Annotated in this window: 28 protein-coding genes; 12 read left to right on the forward strand and 16 right to left on the reverse strand. The window is 67.8% G+C overall.

Translation table 11 applies throughout. The features are described 5' to 3' along the window. Positions 1-61 precede the first annotated feature (61 nt). The 3 genes from dapA to E4634_RS15495 are packed head-to-tail and all read left to right on the forward strand — an operon-like array spanning position 62 to position 2,765. Complete coding sequence (dapA, locus tag E4634_RS15485; protein WP_135445525.1) at positions 62-934, forward strand: 4-hydroxy-tetrahydrodipicolinate synthase; 873 nt, start codon at positions 62-64, stop codon at positions 932-934. Beyond that, positions 931-1,986, forward strand: a complete 1,056-nt coding sequence (bamC, locus tag E4634_RS15490; protein ID WP_135445527.1) for an NlpB/DapX family lipoprotein — start codon at positions 931-933, stop codon at positions 1,984-1,986. The genes dapA and bamC overlap by 4 nt, the downstream gene beginning before the upstream one ends. A 23-nt stretch (positions 1,987-2,009) precedes the next feature. Next, complete coding sequence (locus E4634_RS15495) at positions 2,010-2,765, forward strand: MBL fold metallo-hydrolase (RefSeq protein WP_135445529.1); 756 nt, start codon at positions 2,010-2,012, stop codon at positions 2,763-2,765. 34 nt (positions 2,766-2,799) lie between these two features. Here the strand turns inward: E4634_RS15495 and E4634_RS15500 are convergent, their stop codons facing one another. Then, the gene (locus E4634_RS15500) at positions 2,800-3,651 is read right to left on the reverse strand and encodes a lysophospholipid acyltransferase family protein (RefSeq protein ID WP_135445531.1); all 852 of its coding nucleotides are present in this window, start codon (positions 3,649-3,651) and stop codon (positions 2,800-2,802) included. Further along, entirely contained in the window at positions 3,651-4,166 is a 516-nt protein-coding gene (locus E4634_RS15505; RefSeq protein ID WP_135445533.1) for a hypothetical protein, read from the reverse strand. The genes E4634_RS15500 and E4634_RS15505 overlap by 1 nt, the downstream gene beginning before the upstream one ends. A 107-nt stretch (positions 4,167-4,273) precedes the next feature. Here E4634_RS15505 and E4634_RS15510 point away from each other — a divergent pair, with 107 nt between their 5' ends. The 3 genes from E4634_RS15510 (at position 4,274) to E4634_RS15520 (ending at position 7,097) form a co-directional block, all read left to right on the forward strand. Beyond that, positions 4,274-5,581: a hypothetical protein gene (locus E4634_RS15510; RefSeq protein ID WP_135445535.1), complete on the forward strand. Its 1,308-nt coding sequence runs from the start codon at positions 4,274-4,276 to the stop codon at positions 5,579-5,581. Positions 5,582-5,600: 19 nt separating this feature from the next. After that, positions 5,601-6,392, forward strand: a complete 792-nt coding sequence (locus E4634_RS15515) for a class I SAM-dependent methyltransferase (RefSeq protein WP_135445537.1) — start codon at positions 5,601-5,603, stop codon at positions 6,390-6,392. A 99-nt stretch (positions 6,393-6,491) separates the two neighbouring features. Beyond that, positions 6,492-7,097, forward strand: a complete 606-nt coding sequence (locus E4634_RS15520) for an SDR family NAD(P)-dependent oxidoreductase (protein WP_135445539.1) — start codon at positions 6,492-6,494, stop codon at positions 7,095-7,097. A 19-nt stretch (positions 7,098-7,116) separates the two neighbouring features. On the opposite strand, the gene dapE is transcribed toward E4634_RS15520, so the two are convergent. The 8 genes from dapE to gatC form a co-directional block, all read right to left on the reverse strand. After that, entirely contained in the window at positions 7,117-8,253 is a 1,137-nt protein-coding gene (dapE, locus tag E4634_RS15525) for a succinyl-diaminopimelate desuccinylase (RefSeq protein WP_135445541.1), read from the reverse strand. Positions 8,254-8,265: 12 nt separating this feature from the next. Beyond that, entirely contained in the window at positions 8,266-9,282 is a 1,017-nt protein-coding gene (gene dapD, locus E4634_RS15530) for a 2,3,4,5-tetrahydropyridine-2,6-dicarboxylate N-succinyltransferase (RefSeq protein WP_135445543.1), read from the reverse strand. A gap of 24 nt (positions 9,283-9,306) precedes the next feature. Next, positions 9,307-9,663, reverse strand: a complete 357-nt coding sequence (locus E4634_RS15535; RefSeq protein ID WP_135445544.1) for an ArsC family reductase — start codon at positions 9,661-9,663, stop codon at positions 9,307-9,309. A gap of 112 nt (positions 9,664-9,775) precedes the next feature. Further along, positions 9,776-10,066: a PA4642 family protein gene (locus E4634_RS15540; RefSeq protein ID WP_135445546.1), complete on the reverse strand. Its 291-nt coding sequence runs from the start codon at positions 10,064-10,066 to the stop codon at positions 9,776-9,778. A gap of 233 nt (positions 10,067-10,299) precedes the next feature. Beyond that, on the reverse strand, positions 10,300-10,704 hold the full coding sequence (locus E4634_RS15545) for a response regulator (protein ID WP_135445548.1): 405 nt from the start codon (positions 10,702-10,704) through the stop codon (positions 10,300-10,302). A 260-nt stretch (positions 10,705-10,964) separates the two neighbouring features. Continuing rightward, positions 10,965-12,407, reverse strand: coding sequence for an Asp-tRNA(Asn)/Glu-tRNA(Gln) amidotransferase subunit GatB (gene gatB / locus E4634_RS15550; protein ID WP_135445550.1), 1,443 nt, complete (start codon positions 12,405-12,407; stop codon positions 10,965-10,967). Further along, positions 12,407-13,867 carry an Asp-tRNA(Asn)/Glu-tRNA(Gln) amidotransferase subunit GatA gene (gene gatA, locus E4634_RS15555; protein WP_135445552.1) on the reverse strand — a complete coding sequence of 487 codons (1,461 nt, stop codon included), beginning with the start codon at positions 13,865-13,867 and terminating at the stop codon, positions 12,407-12,409. The genes gatB and gatA overlap by 1 nt, the downstream gene beginning before the upstream one ends. Before the next feature lie 21 nt (positions 13,868-13,888). Beyond that, positions 13,889-14,176, reverse strand: a complete 288-nt coding sequence (gene gatC / locus E4634_RS15560; RefSeq protein ID WP_135445553.1) for an Asp-tRNA(Asn)/Glu-tRNA(Gln) amidotransferase subunit GatC — start codon at positions 14,174-14,176, stop codon at positions 13,889-13,891. Positions 14,177-14,446: 270 nt separating this feature from the next. Here gatC and E4634_RS15565 point away from each other — a divergent pair, with 270 nt between their 5' ends. From E4634_RS15565 to E4634_RS15590, 6 genes are read left to right on the forward strand one after another with little or no spacing between them, the layout of a single operon-like run. Continuing rightward, positions 14,447-15,484 carry a rod shape-determining protein gene (locus E4634_RS15565; RefSeq protein ID WP_135445555.1) on the forward strand — a complete coding sequence of 346 codons (1,038 nt, stop codon included), beginning with the start codon at positions 14,447-14,449 and terminating at the stop codon, positions 15,482-15,484. 41 nt (positions 15,485-15,525) lie between these two features. Next, positions 15,526-16,362, forward strand: a complete 837-nt coding sequence (gene mreC, locus E4634_RS15570; protein ID WP_135445557.1) for a rod shape-determining protein MreC — start codon at positions 15,526-15,528, stop codon at positions 16,360-16,362. A 3-nt stretch (positions 16,363-16,365) separates the two neighbouring features. Continuing rightward, a complete protein-coding gene (mreD, locus tag E4634_RS15575) occupies positions 16,366-16,854 on the forward strand; it encodes a rod shape-determining protein MreD (RefSeq protein ID WP_135445559.1) in 489 nt (162 codons plus the stop codon). A gap of 1 nt (position 16,855) precedes the next feature. Then, a complete protein-coding gene (locus E4634_RS15580) occupies positions 16,856-17,449 on the forward strand; it encodes a Maf family protein (RefSeq protein ID WP_135445561.1) in 594 nt (197 codons plus the stop codon). Continuing rightward, a complete protein-coding gene (gene rng, locus E4634_RS15585; RefSeq protein ID WP_135445563.1) occupies positions 17,442-18,905 on the forward strand; it encodes a ribonuclease G in 1,464 nt (487 codons plus the stop codon). Before E4634_RS15580 ends, rng begins: the two co-directional genes overlap by 8 nt. Positions 18,906-18,938: 33 nt before the next feature. Continuing rightward, complete coding sequence (locus tag E4634_RS15590) at positions 18,939-23,039, forward strand: YhdP family phospholipid transporter (protein WP_135445565.1); 4,101 nt, start codon at positions 18,939-18,941, stop codon at positions 23,037-23,039. Here the strand turns inward: E4634_RS15590 and yjgA are convergent. From yjgA to hpf, 6 genes are all read right to left on the reverse strand, one after another. Continuing rightward, entirely contained in the window at positions 23,006-23,536 is a 531-nt protein-coding gene (gene yjgA / locus E4634_RS15595) for a ribosome biogenesis factor YjgA (RefSeq protein ID WP_135445567.1), read from the reverse strand. The two genes, E4634_RS15590 and yjgA, sit on opposite strands and share 34 nt — an antisense overlap. Beyond that, complete coding sequence (gene mgtE / locus E4634_RS15600) at positions 23,529-24,881, reverse strand: magnesium transporter (protein WP_135445569.1); 1,353 nt, start codon at positions 24,879-24,881, stop codon at positions 23,529-23,531. The genes yjgA and mgtE overlap by 8 nt, the downstream gene beginning before the upstream one ends. A gap of 153 nt (positions 24,882-25,034) precedes the next feature. After that, positions 25,035-25,304, reverse strand: coding sequence for an HPr family phosphocarrier protein (locus E4634_RS15605; RefSeq protein WP_135445571.1), 270 nt, complete (start codon positions 25,302-25,304; stop codon positions 25,035-25,037). Then, positions 25,304-26,158, reverse strand: a complete 855-nt coding sequence (gene rapZ / locus E4634_RS15610; protein WP_135445573.1) for an RNase adapter RapZ — start codon at positions 26,156-26,158, stop codon at positions 25,304-25,306. The genes E4634_RS15605 and rapZ overlap by 1 nt, the downstream gene beginning before the upstream one ends. 2 nt (positions 26,159-26,160) lie before the next feature. Continuing rightward, positions 26,161-26,622: a PTS IIA-like nitrogen regulatory protein PtsN gene (ptsN, locus tag E4634_RS15615; protein WP_135445574.1), complete on the reverse strand. Its 462-nt coding sequence runs from the start codon at positions 26,620-26,622 to the stop codon at positions 26,161-26,163. Between the two features lie 10 nt (positions 26,623-26,632). Then, positions 26,633-26,920, reverse strand: a complete 288-nt coding sequence (gene hpf, locus E4634_RS15620) for a ribosome hibernation-promoting factor, HPF/YfiA family (RefSeq protein WP_135445576.1) — start codon at positions 26,918-26,920, stop codon at positions 26,633-26,635. Positions 26,921-26,955 lie beyond the last annotated feature (35 nt).

Genomic DNA, 26,955 nt, shown 5'->3' on the forward strand with positions numbered 1-26,955 from the left:
GGCCATCTTTCCCGGAAAGTGCCTGTTCAGGCGCCCCCGGGCTGCTTCGCGGAGAGTTCGAATGATTACCGGCAGTATCGTCGCACTGGTGACGCCCATGCACGCCGACGGCAGCGTCGACTGGGCGGCCCTGGAGCGGCTCCTGGACATGCATATTGCGGCCGGCACGGCGGCCATCGGCGCCGTCGGCACCACCGGCGAGAGCGCTACCCTCAGCGTTCCGGAACACTGCGAAGTCATCAAATACTGTGTCGATTACCTGGCCGGCCGCCTGCCGGTGCTGGCCGGTACCGGCGCCAACGCCACCTGGGAGGCCATCGAGCTGACCCGCGCCGCCGCCGACGCCGGGGCCGACGCCTGCCTGCTGGTAACCCCCTATTACAATCGCCCGACCCAGCGCGGCCTGTACGAGCACTTCAAGGCGGTCGCCGAGGCGGTGGCTGTCCCGCAGGTGCTGTACAACGTGCCCGGGCGCACCGCGGTGGATATGCACAACGACACCGTGGTCAAGCTGGCGCAGATCGACAACATCGTGGGCATCAAGGACGCCACCGGCGACATCGCCCGCGCCCGCGACCTGGTCGCCCGTTGCGACGCCGATTTCGCGGTGTATTCCGGAGATGACGCCACCGCCATGGAACTGATACTCGCCGGCGGCAAGGGCAATATCTCGGTCACGGCCAATATCGTGCCGCAACTGGTGGCGGAACTGTGCAGCCTGGCCCTGGCCGGCGACCGCGAGGCGGCCAGCGCGGTCAACGCGCGGCTGGCGGCGCTCAACCGCGCGCTGTTCCTCGAGGCCAACCCGATCCCGGTAAAGTGGGCACTGGCCCACGAGGGCGTCATCGGCGAGGGCATCCGCCTGCCGCTGACCCGACTGGACGACAAATACCACGCCGAAGTTGTGGCCGCCCTCGAGGTAGCGCGCTCATGAACCGTACCACGCGTTACCTGGCTGGCGTCGCGAGCCTTGCACTGCTGGCGCAGCTGACCGGCTGCGGTTACCTGTTCGGCGATCGCGGTGTGTTCCGCGACAAGTCCGAGGATTACAAGTCCGCGCCGGAGCTGCCGATTATCGCCCTGCCCGAGGACAGCAGCGACACCGCCCTGCAGGAGATCTACCCGGTACCCGCTACCGGCACCACGCTGGTCGCCGCGGGCGAGTTCGAGGTGCCGCGACCCACGCCGCTGGTTGCCGGCGGGCAGGATGAATCCGTGCGTATCCAGCGCCTGGGCGACACCACCTGGGTGCTCATCGAGGAAGCCCCCGGCCAGGTGTGGCCGCAGGTGCGCAGTTTCCTCGCCTCCGCGGGCATCAACCTGCGCCGCATCGACGCGCGCGCGGGCGTCATGGAAACCGACTGGCTGAATCTGGAGTCGACCTCCATGGGCAGCCGCTTCCGCATGCGCATCGAGCAGGGCGTGCAGCGTGGCACCAGCGAACTGCACGTGCTGCAGCAGAACCAGGCCGGCGATATCGCCAGCTGGCCGGAGGCCTCGGACAACCTCGACCAGGAGCAGGAAATGCTGCGCTCCCTGGCGCAGTACATCGCCGACAGCGTCGGCAACGCCCCGGTCTCCATGGTCGCCGAGCAGCAGATCAATGCCAGCGGGCGTATCTCCCTGCAGGAGGACGCCAGCGGCGAAGCCTATATCCAGCTGACCCTGCCCTTTGACCGGGCCTGGGCTTCCCTCGGCCTGGCGCTGGAAAAATCCGCCTTCGAGATTACCGACCGCGACCGCAGCAGCGGCGTCTACTACCTTCGCTTCCTCGGCCTGGAGAGCGAGGACGGCGGCGGCTGGTTCGACTGGCTGTGGAACAGTGACGACGACCTGCCGCACACCGGCGAGAATTTCACTGCCAATCTGCGCGACCTCGGCGGCGACGAGATGGCCATTTATGTGCGCCTGCAGGACGCGAACGACGAGCTGACCCCGCGTGAACACCAGACGCTGCTGACGCTGGTCAAGGGCAACATCAACTAAACCGATGCGCCTGCGTTAACGCGATGCGCTTCGCCTCCCTGGGCTCCGGCAGCAAGGGCAACGCCACCCTGGTGCAGGCCGGGGACACCCTGGTGATGATCGACTGCGGCTTCTCCGCGCGCGAAACCACCCGGCGCATGACCCGGCTGGGGGTGGCGCCGGAGCAGTTGCAGGGCATCCTGGTCACCCACGAACACTCCGACCACAGCAATGGCGTGGCGCGCCTGTCGCGCCAGCACGCGATTCCCGTCTACCTCACCCACGGCACCGCCGCCAGCGGGCGCCTCGACGGCTGCCATGAAATGCGCCGCTTCAACAGCGATGCGTGCTTCGAGGTCGGCGCGCTCTCGGTGCAGGCCGTTCCCGTGCCCCACGATGCGGCGGAACCCTGCCAGTACCGTATCAGCTGGGGCGAGCGCCGGCTCGGCGTGCTCACCGACCTCGGCTGCATCACGCCCCACGTGGTCAACCACTACCGCGACTGCCACAGCCTGTTGCTGGAGTTCAATCACGACGTCGACATGCTGCACGCCGGCAGCTATCCGCCGCCGCTCAAGCGCCGTGTGGGTGGCGACTGGGGGCATCTCAACAACCAGCAGGCGGCGGGTTTCCTGCGCGAGATCGACGCGGATGGCCTGAACAACCTGGTGGTCGCGCACATCAGCGAGAACAACAACTCCCGCCACCTCGCCGAGCAGGCACTGGCCTCGGCGCTGGCCAGCCTGGAGCGGGTGGTGTGGGCGGAGCAGGCAGAGGGTTTCGGCTGGCTGCCGGTTTGAGGTCGCCCAGGGTTCCAGGCCTGACGCCCCAGCGCTAGGCGTCCGCCGGCCGCGCGCGCTTCCAGCGGCGGTTGCTCCACAGCCAGCTCTCCGGTTCCGCGCGGATCGCCTCCTCGGCGATCTCGATGTAGCGCTCGGTGATCGCGTGGGAGCCTTTCTCGTAGGGCGGTTCGGCGACCTCGCGGTAGATCATCTCGTAGTGGCCGGTGGACAGGCGCCGGCACTGGGCGAACACCACCGGAAAGCCGGTGGCCTGGGCGATCGACTCCGCGCCCAGGTAGAAGCGCGCGTCGCGGTGGAAGAATTGCGTCCAGTAGCCGCGCTCGTCGCCGGTGGGGGACTGGTCGGCGACCATCACGAACAGGCGGAACTCGCGGCGCCGGCGCAGGATGTCGCGGGCGGCGTCGGCCATGGCCAGCGGCCGCGAGCCGAAGCGGTTGCGCGTCTCCAGCATCACCTCGTCTGCCGCGGCGTCGTGCAATGGCTTGTACACCGGGTCCATGGAAATCCCCAGCGCCGCGGTGTTGCCGTGCAGCATCCACTCCCAGTTGCCCTGGTGGATGGTGAGCACGATGATCGAGCGCGTGCGGCCCTCGGAAAGGCGCTCCACCAGTTCGCCGTTGGTCACCTTCACCCGCGCGGCAAACTCTTCGAGGCGCATGGTCCGCGCGCGCAGCACTTCCAGCGCGACCTGGCACAGGCGCAGGTAGAAGGCCTTTTCCAGTCGCTTGCGTTCGGCCGCGTTCTTCTCCGGGAAGGCGTGGGCCAGGTTGTCCGCCACCACCTCGCGCCGGTAGCGCGCGACGTGGTAGAGCAGCAGGTAGCCGAGGTGCGCGAGGGCGTAGAGCAGCCAGAATGGCAGGTAGCCGACCAGCCGGTAGAGCATCAGCGCGCGCAGTGCGTGGGCAGGGTCAGTTCGACGACGCGCAACAGGTCCTGGCGCGGCGGGCAGGACAGCCCGGTGTTACCGGACAGGTCCAGGCTGCGCAGGGAGAGCAGTTCGTAGAGCGGGCGCGGGTCGCTCACCGCGTTGTCGGCCAGCGACAGGATTTCCAGTGAGGACAGCGGCAACAGGGGGGAAAGATCGCTCACCGCGTTGTCCGCCAGCAGCAGTTCACGCAGCCCGGTGAACACCTGCAGGCCGGTGAGTTCGGTGATGCCGGCGCCGCGGCAGTCCAGCGCGCGCAGTTGCGCCGCGCTGGTGATCTTCTCCCGGCTGATGGCCTTGTCCAGGCAGCGCTGCAACGCCGGGTCGCTGGCGGCGTAGTCGCTGAACAGCGGATCGGGCGTGTACACCACGCGGTCGTTGACGCGCACGTCGTACTGGTTGCAGGCGGCCAGGGCCGACAGCGCGACCAGCAGCGCCGACAGGCGGCAAAGTGCCTTTACTTGCAGTTTCATACCCCCTCCCGGCCGGCCGACATTCGCATCTTGCGTGGATTCTACGTAGCCGCCCGCCTGCAGGCTACCTATAATGTCCGTTCTAATGGAGTAGTTTGGGAGTCCTGATGGCTGAGTCCGGCGATCGGCGTCCTCCGGGGGAAGAGGGTGCAGGCGCGAGCAACGGTGCCATATCCATCATCCAGAGAGGGAACCTGAAAGCCCTGGAACAGACGCTGCGCAAGCAGTGGCGTCTGGGGCAGAATATCGTTCTTTGCTGGAGCGCCGACGAGCGCGGTCTCCTGGTGATTTTCGTCCCGCATTATTTCCTCGGCAACTACTGCGCCGACGACGCGGAGCACCGCGGCAACGAGGGGTTTATCCGCGAGCTGATCTCCGGCCGGCGGCGCAAGCAGCGCGACGAGTTGTTTGCGATCTGCGAGCGGCTCGGGGTGGCCCCCACCTTTATCAAGCTCAACACCGCCCTGGTCGAGGAGCCGGTGCTGCTGCACGAGGTCGAGCAACTCATCCGGCGCTACGGCATCAGTTATGTAGAGGACCGCGCGGTATTGCTGTTCGACATCGTGGAATTCTCCCTGTACACCCCGTTCGAACAGGCCAGCCAGCTCAACAGCCTGTCCTATTCCCTCAACTCCGCCTACAACAAGCTGCTGGCGCAGGGTATCGAGATCAACTTCGCGCGCACCACCACCGGCGACGGCTACTACGTGTGGAACCGCGGCCTCGGCGCCGATGCCAACGTCGACCTGTTCTCCTTCCTGGTGCTGGTGGTGGCGGACAACGCGGTGGCGCGCGCCCAGTCGCGCGGCAACACGGTGCCGGTGATTCGCGCCGCCTACCACATCGGCGGCCACTACGAGCTGTACCAGGCGGAGGGGGTGAACCCGACCGTATTCAGCTACATCGTCGGCGACGTGACCATCGAATTGGCGCGCATCGTCGACCTGGCCAGCCCCAACCAGGTATTGGTAGGCGACTTTACTACCATGGGCAGTTTCGGCCTGCAGGCACACGTGCCAGTGTCCAGCCCGGCGTTTGTCGCCGCCTGCAACCGCGGCCTGTCCGCGGTGCGCGGGTCGCAGCTGTCGAGCAAAACGGTGGAGCAGATCGACTGCCGGCTTTCCAGCTACCAGGACCTCGACGGCCACAGCAAGCCGCTGCGCCTGCGTTTTACCGACAAGCACGGCCTCACCCACAACGCCTTCAACCTGGAGGTGGACATCCGCCTCGACGGTGGCCAGCTGCAACTGGGCGTGCCGTATCCGCCGCCGGATGACGCCCCGCCGCTGGCCGGCTCGCCCGAAGCCGATACCACGGCGGTCAAGCCGGCGCCCCCGGCGGCCAGTGTGGAGGACCTGATCGACGATCTCGCCGGCGTCCTGCACCGACGCGGTGGCCACAACGCCGAGTCCTGAGGTCGTTCCCGAAACTCCCATGTCCAGTGTCGTGCAACTCGGGGTGAGCGCCGCTCATCCCGCCCTCGCGGCCGCTGCGCAGGCCCTGGCGGCGCGCCTTGACCTCCCGCTATTGCCCCCGGCCACGGACCCACGGCACTGCGACAGCTGCGCGGCACTGTTGCTGCTGGGGGATGACGGACTCGCCCTGCAACTGACCGGCCCGGCGGCGCCCGGTCCGGTGGCGGTGGATTTTGGCGCCGCGGCGATGCGCCATCGCCGCGCGGCGGGGCACAACGAGATGCTCGGCCGCGCCGTGGGTGTCACCCGCAAGGCGGGTATGTGTGTGCTGGATGCGACCGCGGGACTCGGCCGCGACGCCTTCGTGCTGGCGGACCTCGGCACGCGGGTGATCCTGTGCGAGCGCAACCCGGTAGTCGCCGCCATGCTCGAGGCGGGGCTGGCCGCGGCGCGCGACAGTCGCGACAGCTGGCTGTCGACGGTGGTGGCCAGCATGCAGTTGCACTGCGGCGATGCCCGCGAACTGCCCGCGGACCTCGTCGCACAGGCGGACGTCATCTACCTGGACCCGATGTTCCCCGAGCGCGGCAAGCGCGCCGCGGTGAAAAAGGAGATGGCGCTGTTCCAACTGCTGCTGGACGATGCCGCCGAGGAGCCCGCACTGCTCGAATGGGCGCGCGCCCAGGACGTGGCGCGGGTAGTGGTCAAGCGGCCACTCAAGGCGCCTGCCCTGGGCGGCGCCAGCCCGTCCCACGTGCTCAAGGGCCGCGCCGTGCGTTTCGATGTCTACGTGCAGGGCAGTCTCGCCTGACAGCCGCTTCCGCGGCCGGTATCATTCCTGACGTTTCCGGGTAATACCGTTTCCGGTATTCACCCAGTCCACGTATTCAACGCTGTCCGGGGGCCGCGTATGGGCAATTCGACAACAGCCACGGCACTGGTCTGCGGCAGCGCGTCTGCGCAGGGTGAGGCCCTGTGCCGTGCGCTGGGAACAGCCGGGGTTCGGGTGGTCGCTGTCGGCGGCTGTGCGCCGGCAGACGAGGTGGTCGCCGCGGACCTGGCGACTCGCGAAGGTCAGGCGCGCGCGCTGGAAACACTGCGCCAGCGCGGCCCCTTCGACCTGCTGGTCAATTTGCCGCCGGTCGCCGCGGACCTGTCCGGCGCCCTGCGTCATAGCGAGTCCAGCCTGGCGCTGTGCCGGGCCGCGGCTGCTTTCATGGCGCAACTCGACGGTGGACGCATTCTCAACCTGGTGCACGCCGCCGCGCTGCTCGCGCCGGCGGCAGATGCGGTGGGCGCCGCGACGGCCGCGGCTTTGGTCGCTTTCTCCCGGGGCCTGGGCGAGGAATTCGCCGCCGACGGGATCGCCGTGCACGCGGTGGCGCTGGCGGGCGAGGATATGGACTGGCTGGCGCCGGTTCTGGAAGGGACAGCGGATACGCTACTGGTGCCGGATGCGCACACGCGGGCCCGGCTCGCCGCATTGCTCGCTCAGCGGGCGGCCGCGCTGCAGTAGGTCGGTTGGTGTAGCGGACTCAGTCGCCGGCGAGCAGCAGGCGCTCGAGAATACCGCGGTAGATCGCCGCCAGCTGCGGCAGGTCCGGCGCGTGCACGCACTCGTCGACCTTGTGGATGGTGGCGTTGACCGGCCCCAGTTCCACAACCTGCGCGCCGGTCGGGGCGATAAAGCGCCCGTCCGAGGTGCCGCCGGCGGTGGACAGCTCGGTCTCGCGCCCGGTGTGCTCGCGGATGCTGTCGCGCGCCGCCTCGACCAGCGCACCTTCCGCAGTGAGGAAGGGCTGGCCGCTGAGGCTCCAGCGCAATTCGTAGTGCAGGCCGTGCGCGTCGAGGATCGCCTCGGTGCGCTGGCGCAGCTCCGCGTCGGTCACCTCGGTGGAGAAGCGGAAGTTGAACACCACCTCCAGTTCCCCGGGGATCACGTTGGTCGCGCCGGTGCCGGCGCGGATGTTGGAGATCTGCATCGAAGTCGGCGGGAAGAAGCGGTTGCCCGCGTCCCAGGTCTCCGCGCACAGCGCCGCCAGGGCCGGTGCGGCGCGGTGAATCGGGTTGTCCGCCAGCTGCGGGTAGGCGATATGGCCCTGCTGGCCCTTCACCGTGAGCGTGGCGTTGAGCGAGCCGCGGCGGCCGTTCTTGATCACGTCGCCCAGCGCTGCGCTGCTGGAGGGTTCGCCCACCACGCACCAGTCGATGTGCTCGCCGTGCTCCGCCAGCCATTCCACCACGCGCACCGTGCCGTCGATGGCGGGGCCTTCCTCGTCGGAGGTGATGAGGAAACCGATGCGGCCGGCGTGGTCCGGGTGCTCGGCGACAAAGGCCTCGCAGGCCACCACCATCGCCGCCAGGCTGCCTTTCATGTCTGCCGCGCCGCGCCCGTAGAGGGTCTCGCCGCGGATGCTGGGTTCGAAGGGCGGCGACTGCCAGTGCGCCTCCGGACCGGTCGGCACCACATCGGTGTGGCCAGCGAACACCAGCAGCGGGCCAGCGTCGCCGTGTACTGCCCAGAAGTTCTCCACCTCGCCGAAGGGCAGGGGCGTGCAGCTGAAACCGCAGGCCTCCAGGCGCTGCATCATCAGCGCCTGGCAGCCGGCGTCCTCGGGGGTGACCGAGGCGCGGCGCATGAGGTCGCAGGTGAGCTGTAGCGTGGCGTCCACGGTGCCCCGGCCCTAGTTGTGCGCGTGCAGTTCGTGGTTGAGTTCGATCGCGCTGCGATTGGTCAGGCACTCCACTGCGCCGGTCGCCGAGTTGCGCCGGAACAGCAGGTCGGACTTGCCGGCCAGGTCGCGCGCCTTGAGCGTCTCCACCGGCATGCCCTCGGCGTCGAGCAGGGTGACCTTGGTGCCGGCGGTGACGAACAGGCCGGCTTCCACGGTGCAGCGGTCGCCCAGCGGGATGCCGATACCGGCGTTGGCGCCGATCAGGCACTCCTTGCCCACCGCGATCACGATGTTGCCGCCGCCGGACAGGGTGCCCATGGTGGAGCAACCGCCGCCCAGGTCGGAGCCGGCGCCGACGGTGACGCCCGCCGAGATGCGGCCCTCGATCATGCCCGGGCCGTCGGTGCCGGCGTTGAAGTTGATGAAGCCCTCGTGCATGACCGTGGTGCCTTCACCGAGGTAGGCCCCCAGGCGCACCCGGGCGGTGTGCGCGATACGCACGCCCTCGGGCACCACGTAGTTGGTCATTTTCGGGAACTTGTCGACGCTGCTCACTTCCAGTACCTCGCCGCGCAGGCGGGCGGAGAGCTGGCGCTCGGGCAGTTCCTCAATGTCGATCGCGCCCTCGTTGGTCCAGGCCACATTGGGCAGCACGCCGAACAGGCCGTCCAGGCGGGTGCCGTGGGGCTTGACCAGGCGGTGGGAGATCAGCTGCAGCTTGAGGTAGCCCTCGGGCACGTTGGCCGGCGGCGCGTCCTCGCGCAGCAGCACCGCCACCGCCGGTCGCCCGGCGTCCATCAGGCGCCCGGCCAGGGCCGCCTGCTTTTCCTCGCCGGCCTCCAGCAGCGCCTGGCGCAGCGCGCGCAGCTGGTCGATCTCCAGCACCGCGTCGTTGTCGCCGCTCACCGCGGCGATCACCGCCGCGGGCGGGGCGAGCAGCGGCTGCGGAAAAAACACTTCCAGCCATTGTCCCTTGCTGTTGCGTGTGCCGACCCCGAGGCCGAACGCGAATGCGGAATCCGTCATGTGTTTACCTGTGTGCAGTGCACCCTAGAGGGTGTGGCGTTCGAAGAGAGTTGCGTATTGCGCGGCGGAAAAACCGCAGTGTAGTTCGTGCCCGGTGTCCAGCAGCGGCCGTTTGACCAAGGTGGGGTGCTCGAGAATCGCCGCCAGCGCGCTGTTCGCGTCCATGGCCTCGCGCTGCGCCGGGTCGAGGGTCTTCCAGGTGGTGCTGCGCTTGTTGACCACGGTGTCCCAGGGCAGTGACTTGAGCCACGCCTGTGCGGTCTTGCGCGGCAGGCCGTCCTCGCGCAGGTCGTGGTACTGGTACTCCACGGCGTGGGTGTCCAGCCACTTGCGCGCCTTCTTGACCGTGTCGCAGTTCTTGATGCCGTAGAGCGTGATCACGCCGTCTCCTGTTGCTGTTGCGGCCGCCGGGCAGCGGCCGGTGTCGGGGCCGCCGGGGGGCGCTAGGATAGCAAAACAGGTATGCCAGTTATAGCGTCGCGCCCGCTGCAGGTCAGGCGGCGCTGGCGCCCTGGAGGACTGCGGCGTAGTCGCCGCCCAGGCGGTGTTCGCGGACGATGTCCAGCACGCTGCGACCGTCGACGCCGCGGGCGTTGAGGTCGCGGCCCTGCTCGCGAAAGAAGCCGACAAACAGCTCGAAATCCTCGGCGCGCATGCTCTGGTAGGCGCGCAGGAGCATGAAGAAGTCGGGGTTGCTGGCGTCGTGGGGGCGCACCTCGAGGAAGCTGCGCACGTGGTCCTCGGTCCAGACTTCGTCGAGTACCTTTTCCTTGTCTTTTTTCACCGGTGGGGAGTTCCTTGTCGTTGCAGTTTGTTCCGGTTGGCGCGCTGGTGTCCGGCGACAGACCGGCCCGGGCGCGTATTGTCGCAGACTGTGGGGGCGGTGCAAATGCGTCGCGGGTGGTCAGGGCAGTAGGTGCAATTTATTGCAGGGGCGTTTCTTCTGCACACGGCGATACACGCGTCTTTGCACGCGTGTCGCTGTTGAAAAGGGGGTTCAGCGCCGGGGGAGGGCGCTTACATCGCCGCGCGGACGCTCAGGAATTCGGCGAGCACCTGCTTGAGGTCCTGCATTTCCAGCGGCTTGTCGAGGTAGGCGGAGCAGCCGCGGTCGCGGGACTTGCCGATGGTGAACACGTCGTCGTGGGAACTGAGCATGACCACCGGGATGTTCGCGTACTCTTCCTTGCTGGCGCGAATCAGGGTGAGGGTCTTGAAGCCATCGAGCGGCTCCATTGTGATATCCAGCAGGATCAGGTCCGGCTTGATGTCTTCCAGGCGGGTCAGGGCGTCCCAGCCGCTGACCGCGGCGACCGCCTCGCAGCCACACTCCTCGAGCATTTTTGCCGCTTTCAGTCGCACGATTTTGTCGTCATCAACGATGAGTACACGACGGCCGCGTTTGTCAGGCTCTTGTGCCATTACCACTACTCTCCGAATTAGACGCCTCAGTATAATTGATCGGCAGCGGCTGTCTAATACTTTGGTTTCACTGCAATTAATGTGACGCGGCGCACACGCCAGGGGTGCACCGCCCCCGGGGGTCAGCGGTATTTGCCGGCGTTGATGATCACGTTATAGGTGATGCCGGTCAGTACCGTGTCGAGTCTGGAATAGCCTCGCGCGTCGCTGGAGACAGCCGGGCAGGACAGGCAGACCCGTCCCGCCTGCGTGCAACACGCTCAGTCGAGTTTCTCGGCCAGCAGGCTGTTCACCATCTGCGGGTTGGCCTGCCCCTTGCTGGCTTTCATGATCTGGCCGACGAAGAAGCCGATGAGCTTCTTGCGCTTGCCCTCGTCGGCGGCGCGGTACTGCTCCACCTGGCCCGGGTTGGCGGCGATCACCTCGTCGACCATGGCCTCCAGGGCGCCGCTGTCCGAGACCTGCTTCAGGCCCTTCGCGGCAATGATCTCGTCCGCGGTACCTTCCCCGGCCCACATGGCTTCGAACACCTGCTTGGCGATCTTGCCGGAGATGCTGTTGTCGAGGATGCGCGCGATCAACCCGCCGAGGTCCGGCGCGGATACCGGGCAGTCGCCCAGCTCAAGGTCGCTGCGGTTGAGCTGGCCGAGCAGTTCCACCTGCACCCAGTTGGCGGCGATCTTGGCGTCGCCGCAGGCGGCGACCGCCGCCTCGTAGTAGTCGCCCAGGGCGCGGCTGTCGGCCAGTACCCCGGCGTCGTAGGCGGACAGGCCGTACTGCTCTGCAAAGCGGTGGCGCTTGGCGGTGGGCAGTTCTGGCAGGGTCTCGCGGATGGCCTCCACATAGCTGGTGTCGATGATCACCGGCAGCAGGTCCGGCTCGGGGAAGTAGCGGTAGTCGTTGGCCACTTCCTTGGAGCGCATGGGCCGGGTCTCGTCCTTGTCGGGGTCGTACAGGCGGGTTTCCTGCACCACCTTGCCGCCGTCCTCGAGAATGTCCGACTGGCGCTCGATCTCATGGCGGATAGCCTTCTCGACAAAGCGGAAGGAGTTGACGTTCTTGATCTCCGCGCGGGTGCCGAATTCCTCATGTCCCCTGGGTCGCAGCGAGATATTGACGTCGCAGCGCATGGAGCCCTCGGCCATGTTGCCGTCGGAGATGCCGAGGTAGGTGACCAGGCTGTGCAGTGCCTTGAGGTAGGCCACGGCCTCCTCGGCGCTGCGGATGTCCGGTTCACTGACGATCTCCAGCAGCGGCGTACCGGCGCGGTTCAGGTCGATGCCGCTCATGCCGTGGAAGTCCTCGTGCAGGGACTTGCCGGCGTCCTCTTCCAGGTGCGCGCGGGTGATGCCGATCTGCCGCGTGCTGCCGTCTTCCAGCTGGATCTCAAAGTGGCCGCGGCCGACGATGGGCTCGGCGAACTGGCTGATCTGGTAGCCCTTGGGCAGGTCCGGGTAGAAGTAGTTCTTGCGGTCGAACACCGAGCGCAGGCCGATCTCGGCGTCGATGCCGAGGCCGAACATCACCGCGTAGCGCACCGCCTGCTCGTTGAGCACCGGCAGCATGCCGGGCATGGCGAGGTCGACGGCGCTGGCCTGGGTGTTGGGCTCGGCGCCGAAGGTGGTCGGCGAGCCGGAGAAAATCTTGGAGGCGGTGGCCAGTTGCAGGTGCACCTCGAGGCCGATGACGGTTTCCCACTGCATCAGTTGCTCCCCCCGGTCGCTGCGCGGCGCGTGTGCCAGTCGGTAGCCTGCTGGAACTGGTGCGCGACGTTCAGCAGCCGCGCCTCCGCGAAATGGCGGCCGACCAGTTGCAGGCCTACCGGCAGGCCGTCGACGAAACCGGCGGGTACCGACATACCGGGCAGGCCGGCCAGGTTCACCGCCAGGGTGTAGACGTCCTCCAGGTACATGGCCACCGGGTCGTCGTTCTTCTCGCCGAGGCGGAAGGCCGGGCCGGGGGCGGTGGGGCCGGCGATGATGTCCACCTGCTGGAAGGCGGCATCGAAGTCGCGGGCGATCAGGCGCCGGGCCTGTTGCGCCTTCTTGTAATAGGCGTCGTAGTAGCCGGCGGACAGCGCGTAGGTGCCCACCAGGATGCGTCGTTTCACTTCCTCGCCGAAACCCTCGCCACGGGTGCGGGTGTACAGGTCGTGCAGGTCCACCGGTTCGGCGCAGCGGTAGCCGTAGCGCACGCCATCGAAGCGCGACAGGTTGGTGGAGGCCTCGGCGGGGGCGATCACGTAGTAGGCGGGGATGGACAGCCCGGTGTTGGGCAGGTCCACGTCGACCAGGGTGGCGCCCAGGGCCTCGAACTCGCCCAGGGCGGCGCGCACGCATTCGCCGGTGGCGGCATCCAGGCCGTCGCCGAAATACTGTCGGGGCAGGCCGATGCGCAAGCCCGCCAGGGGTTCGCCGAGACCGGCCAGATAGTCGTCGACCGGGACGTCGGCGGAGGTGGAATCCAGCGGGTCGTGGCCGGCCATGGCGCCGAGCAGTACGGCGCAGTCCTCGGCGCTGCGCGCCATCGGCCCGCCCTGGTCGAGGCTGGAGGCAAAGGCGATCATGCCCAGGCGCGAGACGCGGCCGTAGGTCGGCTTGAGGCCGGTGATACCGCACAGGGCCGCCGGCTGGCGGATGGAACCGCCGGTGTCGGTGCCGGTGGCGGCGGGGGCGAGGCCCGCGGCCACCGCCGCGGCGCTGCCGCCGGAGGAGCCGCCGGGTACGCGCTCGAGGTCCCAGGGGTTTTTCACCGCGCCGTAGAAGCTGGTCTCGTTGGAGGAGCCCATGGCGAACTCGTCCATGTTGGTCTTGCCCAGCATCACTGCGCCGGCGGCGCGGAATTTGCGCACCACGGTGGCGTCGTAGGGCGGTACGAAGTTGTCGAGCATCTTCGAGGCGCAGCTGGTGCGCAGGCCGTCGGTACAGAAAATATCCTTGTGCGCCAGCGGGATGCCGGTGAGCGGGCCGCCCTCGCCGCGGGCCAGGGTGGTGTCCGCCGCGGCCGCCGCGGCCAGGGCGCCGGCCTCGTCGACGCTGATGTAGCTGTTGTACTGCCCGTCCAGCTCAGCGATGCGCTGCAGGAAGGCGCGCGTCAGCTCGGCGCTGGAAAAACGTTTGTCCCGCAGCCCCTGGGCGAGCTGGGTGACGCTGAGATCATGCATGCTGTGTCCTGCCGGGCGGGCTTATTCGATGACTTTCGGGACGAGGTACAGGCCGTCCTCGACGGCCGGGGCGATCGCCTGGAACGCCTCGCGGCGATTTTCCTCGGTGACGCGGTCGGCGCGCAGGCACTGGGTGGCGTCCAGCGGGTGCGCCATGGGTTCGACGTCCGCCGTGTCGGCGGCCTGCAACTGGTCCACCATGGCGAGGATGTCGCCCAGGCGGCGGGTCAGGTCGGCGGCCTGCGCCGCATCGACACGGATGCGCGCCAGCTCGGCAATTTTCTCGATCTCGTCCTGCTCAATAGCCATTTTTCAAACCGGGGAAGTGGCCGCCGGACTGCGGCGGGGCGGTAAACTTATCATATTTGCGCCTTGCCCAAAAACCCCGTGGTTGATACTCTTCGCGGAATAATTTTTGCGCCGACAAAACGGTAAAAAATCCTCGCAGTTCAAGGGTATTTCCAAGGAACTTGCCACGATACTTAATATCAGTTCAGTGGTGCGAGGCACGGCAGGTAGGGATGCATCAGGAACTGGCAGGTCCAGTTCTCCTTTGTTGTCAGTAAGGTACACTAGTTAATGCTGAAGAAACTGCGTGGAGTGTTCTCCAATGATCTCTCCATAGATCTGGGCACCGCGAACACGCTGATCTACGTGCGCGACAAGGGCATCGTGCTCAACGAGCCCTCGGTCGTCGCCATCCGCATCCACAATGGCCAGAAAACCATCGAGGCTGTCGGCACCGAGGCCAAGCGCATGCTCGGCCGTACGCCGGGCAATATCACCGCCATCCGTCCCCTGAAAGACGGCGTGATTGCCGATTTCCAGGTCACCGAGAAGATGCTCCAGCACTTCATCGCCAAGGTGCACGAGACCCGTTTCATCCGCCCCAGCCCCCGTGTGCTGGTGTGCGTGCCCTGCATGTCCACCCAGGTGGAGCGCCGGGCGATTCGCGAGTCGGCCCTGTATGCCGGCGCGCGCGAGGTGCGGTTGATCGAGGAGCCCATGGCCGCGGCCATCGGCGCCGGCCTGGATGTCGAGGAGGCCAGCGGCTGCATGGTCGTGGACATCGGCGGCGGCACCACGGAAATCGCCATCATCTCCCTCAACGGCATCGTCTACCGCGATTCCGTGCGCGTCGGCGGTGACCGCTTCGACGAATCCATCGTCGCCCACGTGCGGCGCCGCTACGGCAGCCTGATCGGCGACGCCACCGCGGAGAAGATCAAGATGGAAGTCGGCTGCGCCTTCGGTGGCAGCGAGTTGCGCGAGATCGACGTGCGCGGGCGCAACCTCGCCGAGGGCGTACCGCGCAGCTTCACCCTGGACAGCGACGAGATCCTCGAATCCCTGCAGGACCCGCTGACCACCATCGTCCAGGCGGTGAAATCCGCGCTGGAACAGTCCCCGCCGGAACTGGCGGCGGATATCGCCGAGAGCGGTATCGTGCTCACCGGCGGCGGCGCCCTGCTGCGCGACCTCGACCGCCTGATCTCCGAGGAGACCGGCCTGCCGGTGATCGTCGCCGAGGACCCGCTCACCTGCGTCGCCCGCGGCGGCGGTCGCGCCCTGGAGATGATGGACCGGCGCACCATAGACCTGCTGTCCACCGAATAAGTACACTGTCGCTTTCCTGCGCGAGCGCTTAAGGAGAGGACATCAAGCCTTTATTCGTCAAGCAGTCGACCCTGGGCCTGCGCCTCGGCCTGGTCTTGCTGGTCGTCGTCGCCCTGATCGTCGCGGACCTGCATTTCAACGCCATGCGCGGCGCGCGTGCGGCCCTGGAGACCGCCGCCACGCCGGTTTACTGGGTGGCGGAACTGCCCATGCGCGCGCTGGAATGGAGTCGCGAGCACATGGTCAGCCGCGCCACGCTGCTTGAAGACAACGCCCGCCTCAACCAGGAAAACCTCGTGCTGCAGGGGCGCTCCCAACAGATGGCGTCGCTGCAGGCCGAGAACGTGCGCCTGCGCGCACTGCTCAACTCCTCCGCCATGCTGCGCGACGATGTGCTGGTCGCGGAACTGGTCGGCGTGTCGCCGGACCCGGAACGCCACCAGCTGGTACTCAACAAAGGCAGCCGCGACGGTGTGTTCCTCGGCCAGCCGCTGCTCGATGCGGACGGCCTGCTCGGCCAGATCGTCGAGGTCGCCCCGGGCATGTCGCGGGCGCTGCTGGTCACCGACGCCACCCACTCGATTCCCGTGCAGGTCAACCGCAACGGCGTGCGCGCCATCGCCGAGGGCACCGGCAGCCTCAGCTCACTGGCCATCTACCACGTCTCCGCGACCACCGACATCCGCGAGGGCGACCTGCTGGTCACCTCCGGGCTGGGCGGGCGTTTTCCCGCCGGCTACCCGGTGGCGGTGGTGGACAGCGTGCATCGCGACCCGGGCCAGACCTTCGCCCGGGTCACCGCCACGCCGACCGCGGCGCTGGACCGCAGCCGCCACGTGCTGCTGGTGTTTACCGCGAAACCCGCGGAGGAAGGCTGAGCCTTGGACGACCAGCGCGCGCATGCCTACTGGGTAATCCTGGCGAGTTTCTTCTTCGCCCTGGTGCTGGCCCTGATACCCCTGCCGCGCTGGCTGCTGCAGGCGCGCCCGGAGTGGGTGGCGCTGGTGCTTATCTACTGGAGCATGGCCCTGCCGCACCGCGTCGGCCTGGCCACGGCGCTGTGCCTGGGGGTGATCGTCGATGTGCTGGAGGGCGCGCTGCTCGGCCAGAACGCCATGGCGCTGGTGGTCCTCGCGCTGCTCTCGCTGATGCTCTACCAGCGTATCCGCGTGTTCAACCTGTGGCAGCAGGCGGGGGTGATCTTCGTCCTCATCGGCATCCACCAGATGGTCTGCCAGTGGGTGCAGAAACTCGAGGGCCTGGGCGCGCGCTCGCTGGTCTTCCTGCTGCCCGCGCTGACCAGCGCGCTGCTCTGGCCATTGATCCTGCACAGCCTGCGCCGCGTGCGCCGGGCCTACCGGGTGAGCTGAGGTGGAACTGATCCTGGCCAGTGCCTCGCCGCGGCGCCGCGAACTGCTGGCGCAGATCGGCGTACAGTGCCGCTGTGAACCGGCGGACATCGACGAGACCCAGCTGCCCGACGAGGCCGCCGAGGACTACGTGCTGCGCCTGGCTTGTGAAAAGGCCGCGCGCGTCGCCGCGCGCCACCCCGGCGAGGCGGTGGCGGTGCTGGCGGCGGATACCGCGGTGGTGCTCGATGATGACATCCTCGGCAAGCCCGCCTCGCGCGGCGAGGGGCTGGGCATGCTGGCGCGGCTGTCCGGCCGCAGCCACAGTGTTTTCACCGGAATCTGTTTGTGCACGCCCGACGGCGAACCCCAGGCCGAGGTGGTGGAGACACGGGTCACCTTCACCCAGCTCAACCACCGCCAGTGCGAAGCCTACCTCGCCACCGATGAGCCCTGGGACAAGGCCGGCGGCTACGCCATCCAGGGCCTGGCTGGCGCCTTCGTCACCGCCATCGACGGCAGCTACAGCAACGTGGTCGGCCTGCCGCTGGCCGAGACCTGGCGCCTGCTCAGCGCGGCTGGTATCGCCGGCGGCCTGGAGCCCGCCGGTGAGTGAGGAGATCCTCGTCAATATCACGCCGATGGAGACCCGCGTCGCCGTGGTCGACAACGGCGCCGCCCAGGAAGTGCTGATCGAGCGCAGCAACAGTCGCGGCATGCTCGGCAATATCTATTCGGGCAAGGTGGTGCGCGTGTTGCCCGGGATGCAGGCGGCCTTCGTCGATATCGGCGCCGAGCGCACCAGTTTCATCCACGTCTCCGACCTGCTGCTGCCGGGCCAGGAGGGGCGCGCGCGCGGTGCGGTGGAAAACTACCTGCGCGAGGGTCAGAAGCTGGTGGTACAGGTGACCAAGGAGCCACTGGGCACCAAGGGCGCGCGCCTGACGACCGAGCTGTCGGTGTCATCGCGCTACCTCGTCTATATGCCCGGCGGCAATCACGTGGGTGTCTCGCAGCGCATCGACGATGCCGGCGAGCGCGAGCGATTGCAGGCGCTGCTGGCCGAGGGCCGCACCGCGGAGGACATGGCCGGGGAGGGCGGCTTCATCCTGCGCACCGCGGCGGAGGGCGTCGGCCTCGAGGAATTGCGCGGCGACCTGCGCTACCTGCAGCGGTTGTGGGCGGCGGTCTCGCGGCGCGCCGCGGCGGCGCGCAAGCCGGAGCTGCTGTACGCGGAACTGCCCCTGCACCTGCGCACGGTGCGCGACCTGGTGCGCCCCGGGGTCGAGCGCATCATGGTCGACAGCCGCGAGAACTTCCATGCATTACAGGAGTTCTGCACCGACTACATGCCCGAGGTGTCGGAGCGCCTGGAGCACTATGCCGGTGAGCGCCCGCTGTTCGACCTGCACGGTATCGAGACCGAGATCCAGCGCGCCCTGGGGCGCAAGGTGGAATTGAAATCCGGCGGCTACCTGGTGATCGACCAGACCGAGGCGATGAGCACCATCGACGTCAACACCGGCTCCTATGTCGGCCGGCGCAACCTCGAGGAGACGATTTTCAAGACCAACCTCGAGGCGGCCACGATGCTTGCGCGCCAGCTGCGCCTGCGCAACCTGGGTGGCATCATCATTGTCGACTTCATCGACATGCAGGATGAGGAGCACCGCCGCCAGGTCCAGCGCACGCTGGAAAAGGCCATGGCCCGCGACCCGGCGCGCAACAAGATTACCGGGGTGTCCGAGTTGGGGCTGGTGGAGATGACCCGCGAACGCACCCGCGAGAGCCTCAGCCAGTTGCTGTGCGAGGAGTGCCCGGTGTGCAGCGGGCGCGGCCTGGTAAAAACCGCGGAGACCATCTGCTACGAGATCTTCCGCGAGATCATGCGCGACGCGCGCGCCTACGACACGGACCAGCTGATGGTGCTCGCGGCGCAGGATGTGATCGACCGCCTGCTCGACGAGGAATCCGCCAATGTGGCCGACCTCGAAGAGTTTATCGGCAAGCGCATCAGCCTGCGGGTGGAGCCGGATACCCACCCGGAACACTTTGATATCGTCCTGTTCTAAACTGGCCGTGATGACGCGGGTGGAATCCGAGACTTGCAGCAATCCATCTTTCACAGCTTGAGCCGGGCCCTCTGGGGGCTGGCGATCACGGCGATCATCCTGCTCGCGGTGTACGTCAGTATCGGCCGCCTGCTGACCGGCAATCTCTCCCTGTTCCAGGACCAGGTGCTGGCGGCGCTCAACCAGCGCCTGCCGCTGCATGTGGAGGCCGCCAACGTCAGCGGCGACTGGAATTCCTTCACCCCGGAGATCGCCCTGCACGATCTACGCATCGCGCCGCCCGGCGCCGGAGACGCGCCCCTGCAGCTGATCGGCGGGCGCATCGGTATCGACGTGCTCGACTCCCTGGCCACCCGCAGCCTGCAGTTCACTTCCCTGCAACTGGAGGCCCTGCACCTGCGCGCGGAACTCACCGCCGACGGGCGCCTGGTGATTCCCCAGCTCAGTGACGGCGAGGGCGAGATGGGCGACTGGCTGCGCGAGTTCCTGCTCAATATCGAGTACCTCACGCTGCGCGACAACACCCTGGAACTCGCCCTGCCCAACGGCGAGCGGCGCGAACTGGTGCTCGACCTGCACCTGTCGCGCAACGGCAGCAGCCGCGAGCTGGAGGCGACCCTGCGCAGCGACAATGGCACCCGCCTGGCCATTTCCGGCAGCGGCCTGGGCGACCCGTTCCGGCCGGACTCCTTCGTCGGCGAGGCCTACGCGGATATCCAGTCCGGCCAGATGGAGTCGCTGGCGGCCCTGTTCCCCAACCCCCCGGTGGCCTGGCCCACGGGGCAGATGAGCGGGCAGCTGTGGGCGCGCTGGGACCGCGGCGAACCGGCCCTGGACCTGGAACTGGCCGCCAGCGGGCTGTCCGTCGATGCGCGCGACGGCAGCTGGCAGCTGCCCCTGGACGCCCTGTCCGGGCGCGCCGCCCTGCGCCGCGAGCGCCGCCAGTGGACGGTGACCCTGGACGACCTGCGCGCCAGCCGCGACCAGGTAGTGGCCAGCCTGCCGCGCCTGCAACTGGACGCCTGGGAGCGCTCGCTGCGCGTGCGCGCCGCGGATGTGGAACTGGCGCCGTGGAGCGCGCTGATGCACGCGGCCTCGCTGCCGGAGCGCTGGCAGTCGGTGTTCGACGCGCTGTCGCCGGCCGGCCGGCTCAGCGCGCTGGAAATGAATACCGAGCAGCGCGAGACCGGGCGCGACTGGCGCCTGTCCGGCAATTTCCTCGGCCTGGCGGTGGACTCCTGGCGCGGCACCCCGGCGGTGCGCGGCGCGGACGGTTACTTCGAGCTGTCCGGGGAGGGCGGCACGGTGCTCATCGACAGCCGCGACATCAGCCTCGAATTTCCCACCGTCTACCACGCGCCGCAGACTTACGCCGAACTGGTCGCCAGCATGTCCATCGACTGGGATGTGGACGACGTGCGCCTGCGCAGCGGGCTGATCACCGCCCGCGGCGAAGAGGGCACGGTGCGCGCCCTGTTCGGCCTGACCATCCCCCTGCGCGAGCGGGCGACCGGTATCGAGATGGACCTGCTGGTCGGGCTGCGCGACAGCGACCCCGGCTTTCGCGGCAAGTACGTACCCTACCTGCTCGACGCCGCACTGCTGCGCTGGCTGGAGGGCGCGGTGGGCGAGGGGCGGGTGAACTACGCAGGCTTCATCTGGCGCGGCAGCCTGAAAATGGACGGCGCGCCCCTGCGCACCGTGCAACTGTTTACCGACCTGGCCCAGACCCGTGTCCAGTACCAGCCGGACTGGCCCGCGGTGGACGATTTCGACGGCACGCTGATCGTGGACGACACCAACGTCAGCCTGTGGGCGGACAGCGCCCGTCTCTACACTTCCAGTGTGCAGCGCCTGAGCGCCGAGGGCTGGATGGACGCGGACCACGCCATGCGCCTGGCGGTGGATGGTGAGGTGACCGGCCCCGCCGCGGACGGCTTGCAGGTGGTGCGCAATTCGCCGCTGCGGCAGCTTACCGGCGGCGCGTTTGACGACTGGAGCGCCGATGGCGAGTTGGCGACACGCCTGCGTCTGGGCCTGAACCTGGCCGATAGCCGCGAGCCGCCGTTTATCGACCTGCAAGCTCGGGTGCAAACCATGGACGTGGGGATCAACCCGGGCAACCTGCTGGTGGAAAACGTGGCCGGCACCGTGCACTACGACTCCGAGCGCGGCTTCCACGCGCGCGACCTGAGCGGCAGCCTGTGGGGGCGTCCGCTACAGGCGGACGTCTCGCAGCATGCGGCGGACGGGGCGGGCGCGGCCCAGCTGATCGACATCGAGGTGCGCGGTCACGCGGACACCGAGAGCCTGCGCGCCTGGCTGCCGCTGCAGCCGCTGGAACTGGCCAATGGCAGTACTGACGTGACGGTGTCGGTACAGCTCGGGCAGGCACAGGCCCCGCTGCTGCAGGTGAGTTCGACCCTGGAGGGGGTGGCGCTGGACCTGCCCCGGCCCTGGGCCAAGCCCGCCGCCGAAGCGGCGGCATTCACGCTGCGGGTGCCCCTGGGCGAGGGGCGTCGCGAACTCGACCTCGCCCTGGACGATGCCCTGCAACTGCGCCTGGGCCTGGACGAACAGGCGGTGTACGGCGCCACCCTGGGCCTGGCCGAACCGCCGCCGGCGCTGCGTGCGGGCCGGGTGCGCGTGGCTGGCGAAGCGGACCTGGTCGATGTGCGCGCCTGGCAGGATTTCGCCGGCCGCTACCTGTGGCAGGCGTCGCCGGGCACTGCCACGGTCGCCGATGCCAGCGCCGATGCCAACGCTGACACCACTGCCACCGCTGACGATGCTGCAGCCCCCGCGCTGACTCTTGACCTGGAAGACGTCTACGCGCGCCAGCTGCTGTTGTGGGGCAAGTCCTTCACCGACGTGACCTTCAGCCTCAGCTACGGCGACGCCGGCCTCGACACCCGCTTCGACGCCGCCTGGGGCGGTGGCGAATACCGTGAGCGCCCGGGCCAGCCCGCGCTGTTGGCGCTCTCCGCACTCGACCTGGCACTGCTGATGGAGAGGCCCGATGCGCCGGTCCTGGGCGAACCGGCGATAACGGTACAGGCGGTGGCCGGTGAGTCGCTGCCGGAGCTGGCAGTCACCGAAGTGCAGGCGCAGCGCCTGTTGTGGCATGGCAAGGACGTCGGCCAGTTGCAGTTCCTGCTCGGCGGCGCCGGCGGCGAATTCGCCGCCAGCGACATCACCGGGTCGCTGGCGGGCCTGCAGCTCACGCCGGAGCAGCCGGCCAAGCTGGTGTGGCGCGACGGCGGCGAGTCGCGGCTCAACGCGCCGCTGGTGTTCGGGGATTTCGGCGACACCCTGGAACTGTTGGGCTACGCGCGCACCCTGGAAACCAGCGAGGGCCGCCTGGACCTGGACCTGGCGTGGCCCGGGGCGCCGGACGCCTTTGCGCTGGCGCAGCTCGACGGCAGCATGGCCATCGACGTCGGCGAGGGCAGTTTCCTGCAGACCCCGGGTGGTACCGGCGCGCTCAAGGTGCTGGAACTGCTCAATCTCGCCGGTGTGCTGCAGGGCCTGAGCCTGTCGCATGTGTTCGAGTCCGGCATCACCTTCAACCGCATGGACGGCGAGGTGTATTTCCATCCCGGTAGTATCGAGCTGTCCAGCCTCACCGTATCCGGCAATTCCAGCGCCTTCGCCATGAGCGGCGTGTCAGACATCGCCACGCGCAGCCTGGACGGCGAACTGGTGGCCACCCTGCCGGTCGCCAACAACCTGCCCTGGGTGGCGGCCCTGGCCGGCGGACTGCCGGTAGCGGCGGGGGTGTTCGTGTTCAGCAAGGTGTTCGAGAAACAGGTCAACCGGCTGTCCAGCGGCGTCTACAGTATCGGCGGCACCTGGGAAGCCCCGGAGTTTGCCTTCGACCGCATGTTCGATGACGAACTGCGCTTGTCCGGCGGCGCAGCGCCGGACCCGAATACGGTGAGGGTGCCGCTGGCCGCGGGCGGTGGTGACGGGGTTGTGCCGCTACCTGCAGTGCCGGGTTCGCCGGCGGCACCCGACCCCAACGCACCGCTTACCGTGCAGGAAATTCAGGCGGACAGCGCCGACGCCGCACCGGTGACGGCACCGGCGGCGGACCCGAATCAGCCCGCGGCTTCCGACAACTCGCGCAGGTAGCGGAACAGCTTGCGGCTGGCGGCCGGCGGCTGCTGGCGCTCGCGTTCCCGCTGGTGCTGCAGCAGCAGGTGGCGCAGCTGCTGGCGGTCCGCCTCGGGATACTTCGCCAGTACCAGTTCCACGCCGTCCAGACCTGCCCCCAGCGTCTCGTCGCGCAGGCGCTCCAGTGCGTGGAACTTCTCGTTGGCCTTCCGCGCCGGCTGGAACAGGCGGTCCAGCGCTTCCTCGATGGGCGCCGGGTCGATGTCGCGCATCAGCTTGCCGATGTACTGCAGGTGACGGCGCCGCGCGCTGCGCGAGTTGATGTTGCGGGTTTCGTGGATGGCGCGCAGCAGGCCCTCGTCCTCCACCGGAATCTGTGCCAGCTGCTTGTTGCTGAGCTCGGTAAGGCGCTCGCCGAGGGCCTGCCTTGCGTGCATCTCCTTTTTCAGCCGGGTCTTGCTCGGGCCCAGCGCCTCCTCGTCGTAGGCGTCGTCGCTGTCGATTCCGTCACGCATAGAACACGCTCGCAAGGCCGAGGAAAGAGGCGAAGCCGACCACGTCAGTCACCGTGGTGAGGATGACGCCGCCGGCCAGGGCCGGGTCGATGTCCGCCCGGGTCAGCAGCAGCGGCAGCGCGGCGCCGGTGAAGGCGGCGGTAATCAGGTTGATCACCATCGCCGCGGCGATGATCGCGCCGATCGCCCAGTCGTCGAACCACAGGGAGGCGGCGACCGCCACCACCGCGGCCCACAACAGGCCGTTGAGGGCGCCCATGATCAACTCGCGGTTGAGCAGCCACACCTGGTTGTTGCGCCCGACCTGGCCGATGGCGATACCGCGCACCAGCACAGTGAGTGTCTGTGTGCCGGCGATGCCGCCCATGGACGAGACGATGGGCATGAGCACCGCCAGGGCCACCACCTTGGCGATGGTGTCCTCGAACAGGTTGATGGTGGCGGCGGCGATGAACGCGGTGACCAGGTTGATGCCCAGCCAGATGGCGCGCCGCGGCGCCGCCCGCGAGATCGGCGCGAAGGTGTCCTCGTCCTCGTCGAGGCCGGCCATGGACATGAACGAGTGGTCCGCGTCCTCGCGGATCACGTCGACCACGTCGTCGATGGTGATGCGGCCGAGCAGCCGGCCGCTCTCGTCGACTACCGGCGCCGACACCCAGTCGTTGCGCTCGAACAGGCGCGCCACTTCGGCATCCTGCATGTCCACCGGGATCGGGTCGATGTCGGTGATCATCATCTCGCGCACGCTGGCCGTGGGGTCCGCCACCAGCAGGGTGCGCAACGGCAGCAGGCCGATGAACTGGTCCGAGCGGTTCACCACGATCAGGTTGTCGGTCATCTTGGGGATTTCCGCGTGGCGGCGCAGGTAGCGCAGCACCACGTCCAGGGTGATGCGCGCGCGGATGGTGATGGTGTCCGTGCTCATCAGGCCGCCGGCCACGTCCTCCGGGTAGTTCATCACCTGCTCGAGGCGCGCACGGTCCTGGTGGTCCATGGCGTCCAGGACTTCCTGGGTGATGGTGTCCGGCAGCTGTTGCAGGATGTCGGCGAGGTCGTCGTCCGCCAGGCCCTCGGTGATCGACGCCACCTCGGCGGCATCCATCTGCGACAGGTAGTGGGCCTGCAGTTCGTAGCCGAGTTCGCCGATCACCTCGCCCTCGACGTCCACGTCGACCATTTTCCACAGTACGTCGCGGAAGCGCGGTGGCGAGGATTCCAGCAGGTGGGCGATTTCCGCCGGGGACAGGCCGTTGAGCATGCGCCGGCCGCGGACCATGGCGCCGCTCTCCAGGGCCTCGCTCAGCTTGTCGAGGGTCTCCTGCGATGTGGGCTTGTTCGGCGACATGCGGTGCTTCCCTTGGCCAGGTTGATCGGAACGGCGCAGGCGACGATTATGCGGAATTTCCGCGCGGCGCCACAACGCAATTAGTTACGCTGCGGCAACTGACTGCGCCGCAGTAACTGGTTACGTTGCGCTGTGGGATTTGGTCTTGCGGGTTTATTCCGCTTCGCCGAAGCGGTTTTCGATGAGCTCGACCAGCGCGGCCAGTGCCGCCTGCTCGTCGTCGCCATCGATATGCAGGTCCAGCGTGGTCCCCTTGCCCGCGGCCAGCATCATGACCGACATGATGCTCTTGGCGTCGACCATGTCGCCGTCCCGGCCGGCCATGATGCGGCTGGAAAACGCCGAGGTACAGCCGACGAATTTGGCAGCGGCACGCGCGTGCAGGCCCAGTTTATTGATTATGGTGACCTGGGTCTCGATCACTACGGTAGTTCCCTGTGTCTCAGATGCACTTCGGGAAACAGTTCCCGGTAGTGCCGGTACAGCCGGTCAGCCAGATATACTGACCGATGTTGTCCGCCGGTACAACCTATCGCCACGGTCATGTAGCTGCGGTTGCTCTCGCGGTAGCGCGGCAGCCAGCGGTCGAGAAAATAGCGGATATCCGCGTACAACTCGCCGGTCGGCGGCTGCGCCTCGAGGTAGTCGCGCACTTGCGCATCGAGTCCGGTTTTCGCGCGCAGTTCCTGGACCCAGTGCGGGTTGGGCAGCATGCGCACGTCCAGCACCAGGTCGGCGTCCGCGGGCACGCCGCGCTTGAAACCGAAGGACTGGAAGGTGATCGACATGCTGCCGGCGCTGGAGCCGAGCAGGCGCTGCTTGATCGCGTCGCGCAGCTCGTAGATGGTCATACTGCTGGTGTCGAGCATCAGCGAGGCGTCCGCGGCCAGCGGTTCCAGCAGCGCGCGCTCGCGCTCGATGGCGTCCGCCAGCGGCGTATCGCCGGAACTCAGCGGGTGCTTGCGCCGGGTCTCGGAAAAGCGCTTGGTCAGGGTGGCGTCCTGCGCCTCGAGGAACAGGATCTCGACCGCCACGCTGGCCGGCAGCGAGTCCCGCACCTGCGGGAAATCCGCCAGGTCCTGCCAGGCGTTGCGCGCGTCGATACACACCGCGGTGCCGCGAAACTGCGCGTAGGACTCGCGGCCGGTCTCCTCGACTAGGGCCGGCAGCAGGGAGACGGGCAGGTTGTCGATGCAGTAGTAGCCCTCATCCTCCAGCAGGTGCAGGGCGGTACTCTTGCCCGACCCCGAACGGCCGCTGATGATGATCAGGCGCATGCTCAGTCGTCGCCGTCTCCGGCGGCCACGGCGAACAGGGCGTCGTTGTCCGCGGCCTTGCGCAGGGCCTCGCAGTAGTCGGACTGGCTGAACAGGCGCGCGACGCCGGCCAGCGTGTCGAGGTGCTTCTGGTGTTCACCCTCAGGCACCAGCAGGGCGAACACGAGGTCCACCGGCTTGTTGTCCGGGGCGTCGAAGTCGATGGGTTCGGCCAGGGTGAGCAGGGCGCCCAGGGGCGCGCCGCAACCCTCGATGCGGCAGTGGGGGATGGCGATGCCCTGGCCCAGGCCAGTGCTGCCGAGCTTCTCCCGCGCGATCAACTGGCCGAAGACGTCGTCGTAGGACAGTTCCGGCTGGTCGTCGCTGATGATACGGGCGAGGCTCTCGAAAAGACGTTTCTTGCTGAGCCCCGGAACGTGACAGGCGGTGCGTTCCGGGGTCAGGATTTCTGCTAGTGCTTGCATTGGGGACGGGTCAGTGGCCTCGTGATTTTTCCTTGTGCTTGATCAACTGGCGGTCCAGCTTGTCGGCCAGGGCGTCGATCGCGGCATACATGTCTTCGGATTCCGCCTGGGCGAACAGGTCCGCGCCGGAGATGTGCAGGGTGGCCTCGGCCTTCTGCACCATTTTCTCCACGATCAGCGTGACCTGGGTGTTGGTGATGTTGTCGAAATGGCGTTGCAGGCGCTCGAACTTGTTTTCTACGTAGCTGCGCAGGGGCTCGGTGACCTCTACGTGATGACCGCTGACGTTCAGTTGCATAGCTTGGCTCCTTCTTTGCGTGAACCCGGGCTTGC

Origin of the sequence: Mangrovimicrobium sediminis (assembly GCF_004745945.1) — a bacterium.
In the GTDB taxonomy this organism is placed as follows: domain Bacteria; phylum Pseudomonadota; class Gammaproteobacteria; order Pseudomonadales; family Halieaceae; genus Mangrovimicrobium; species Mangrovimicrobium sediminis.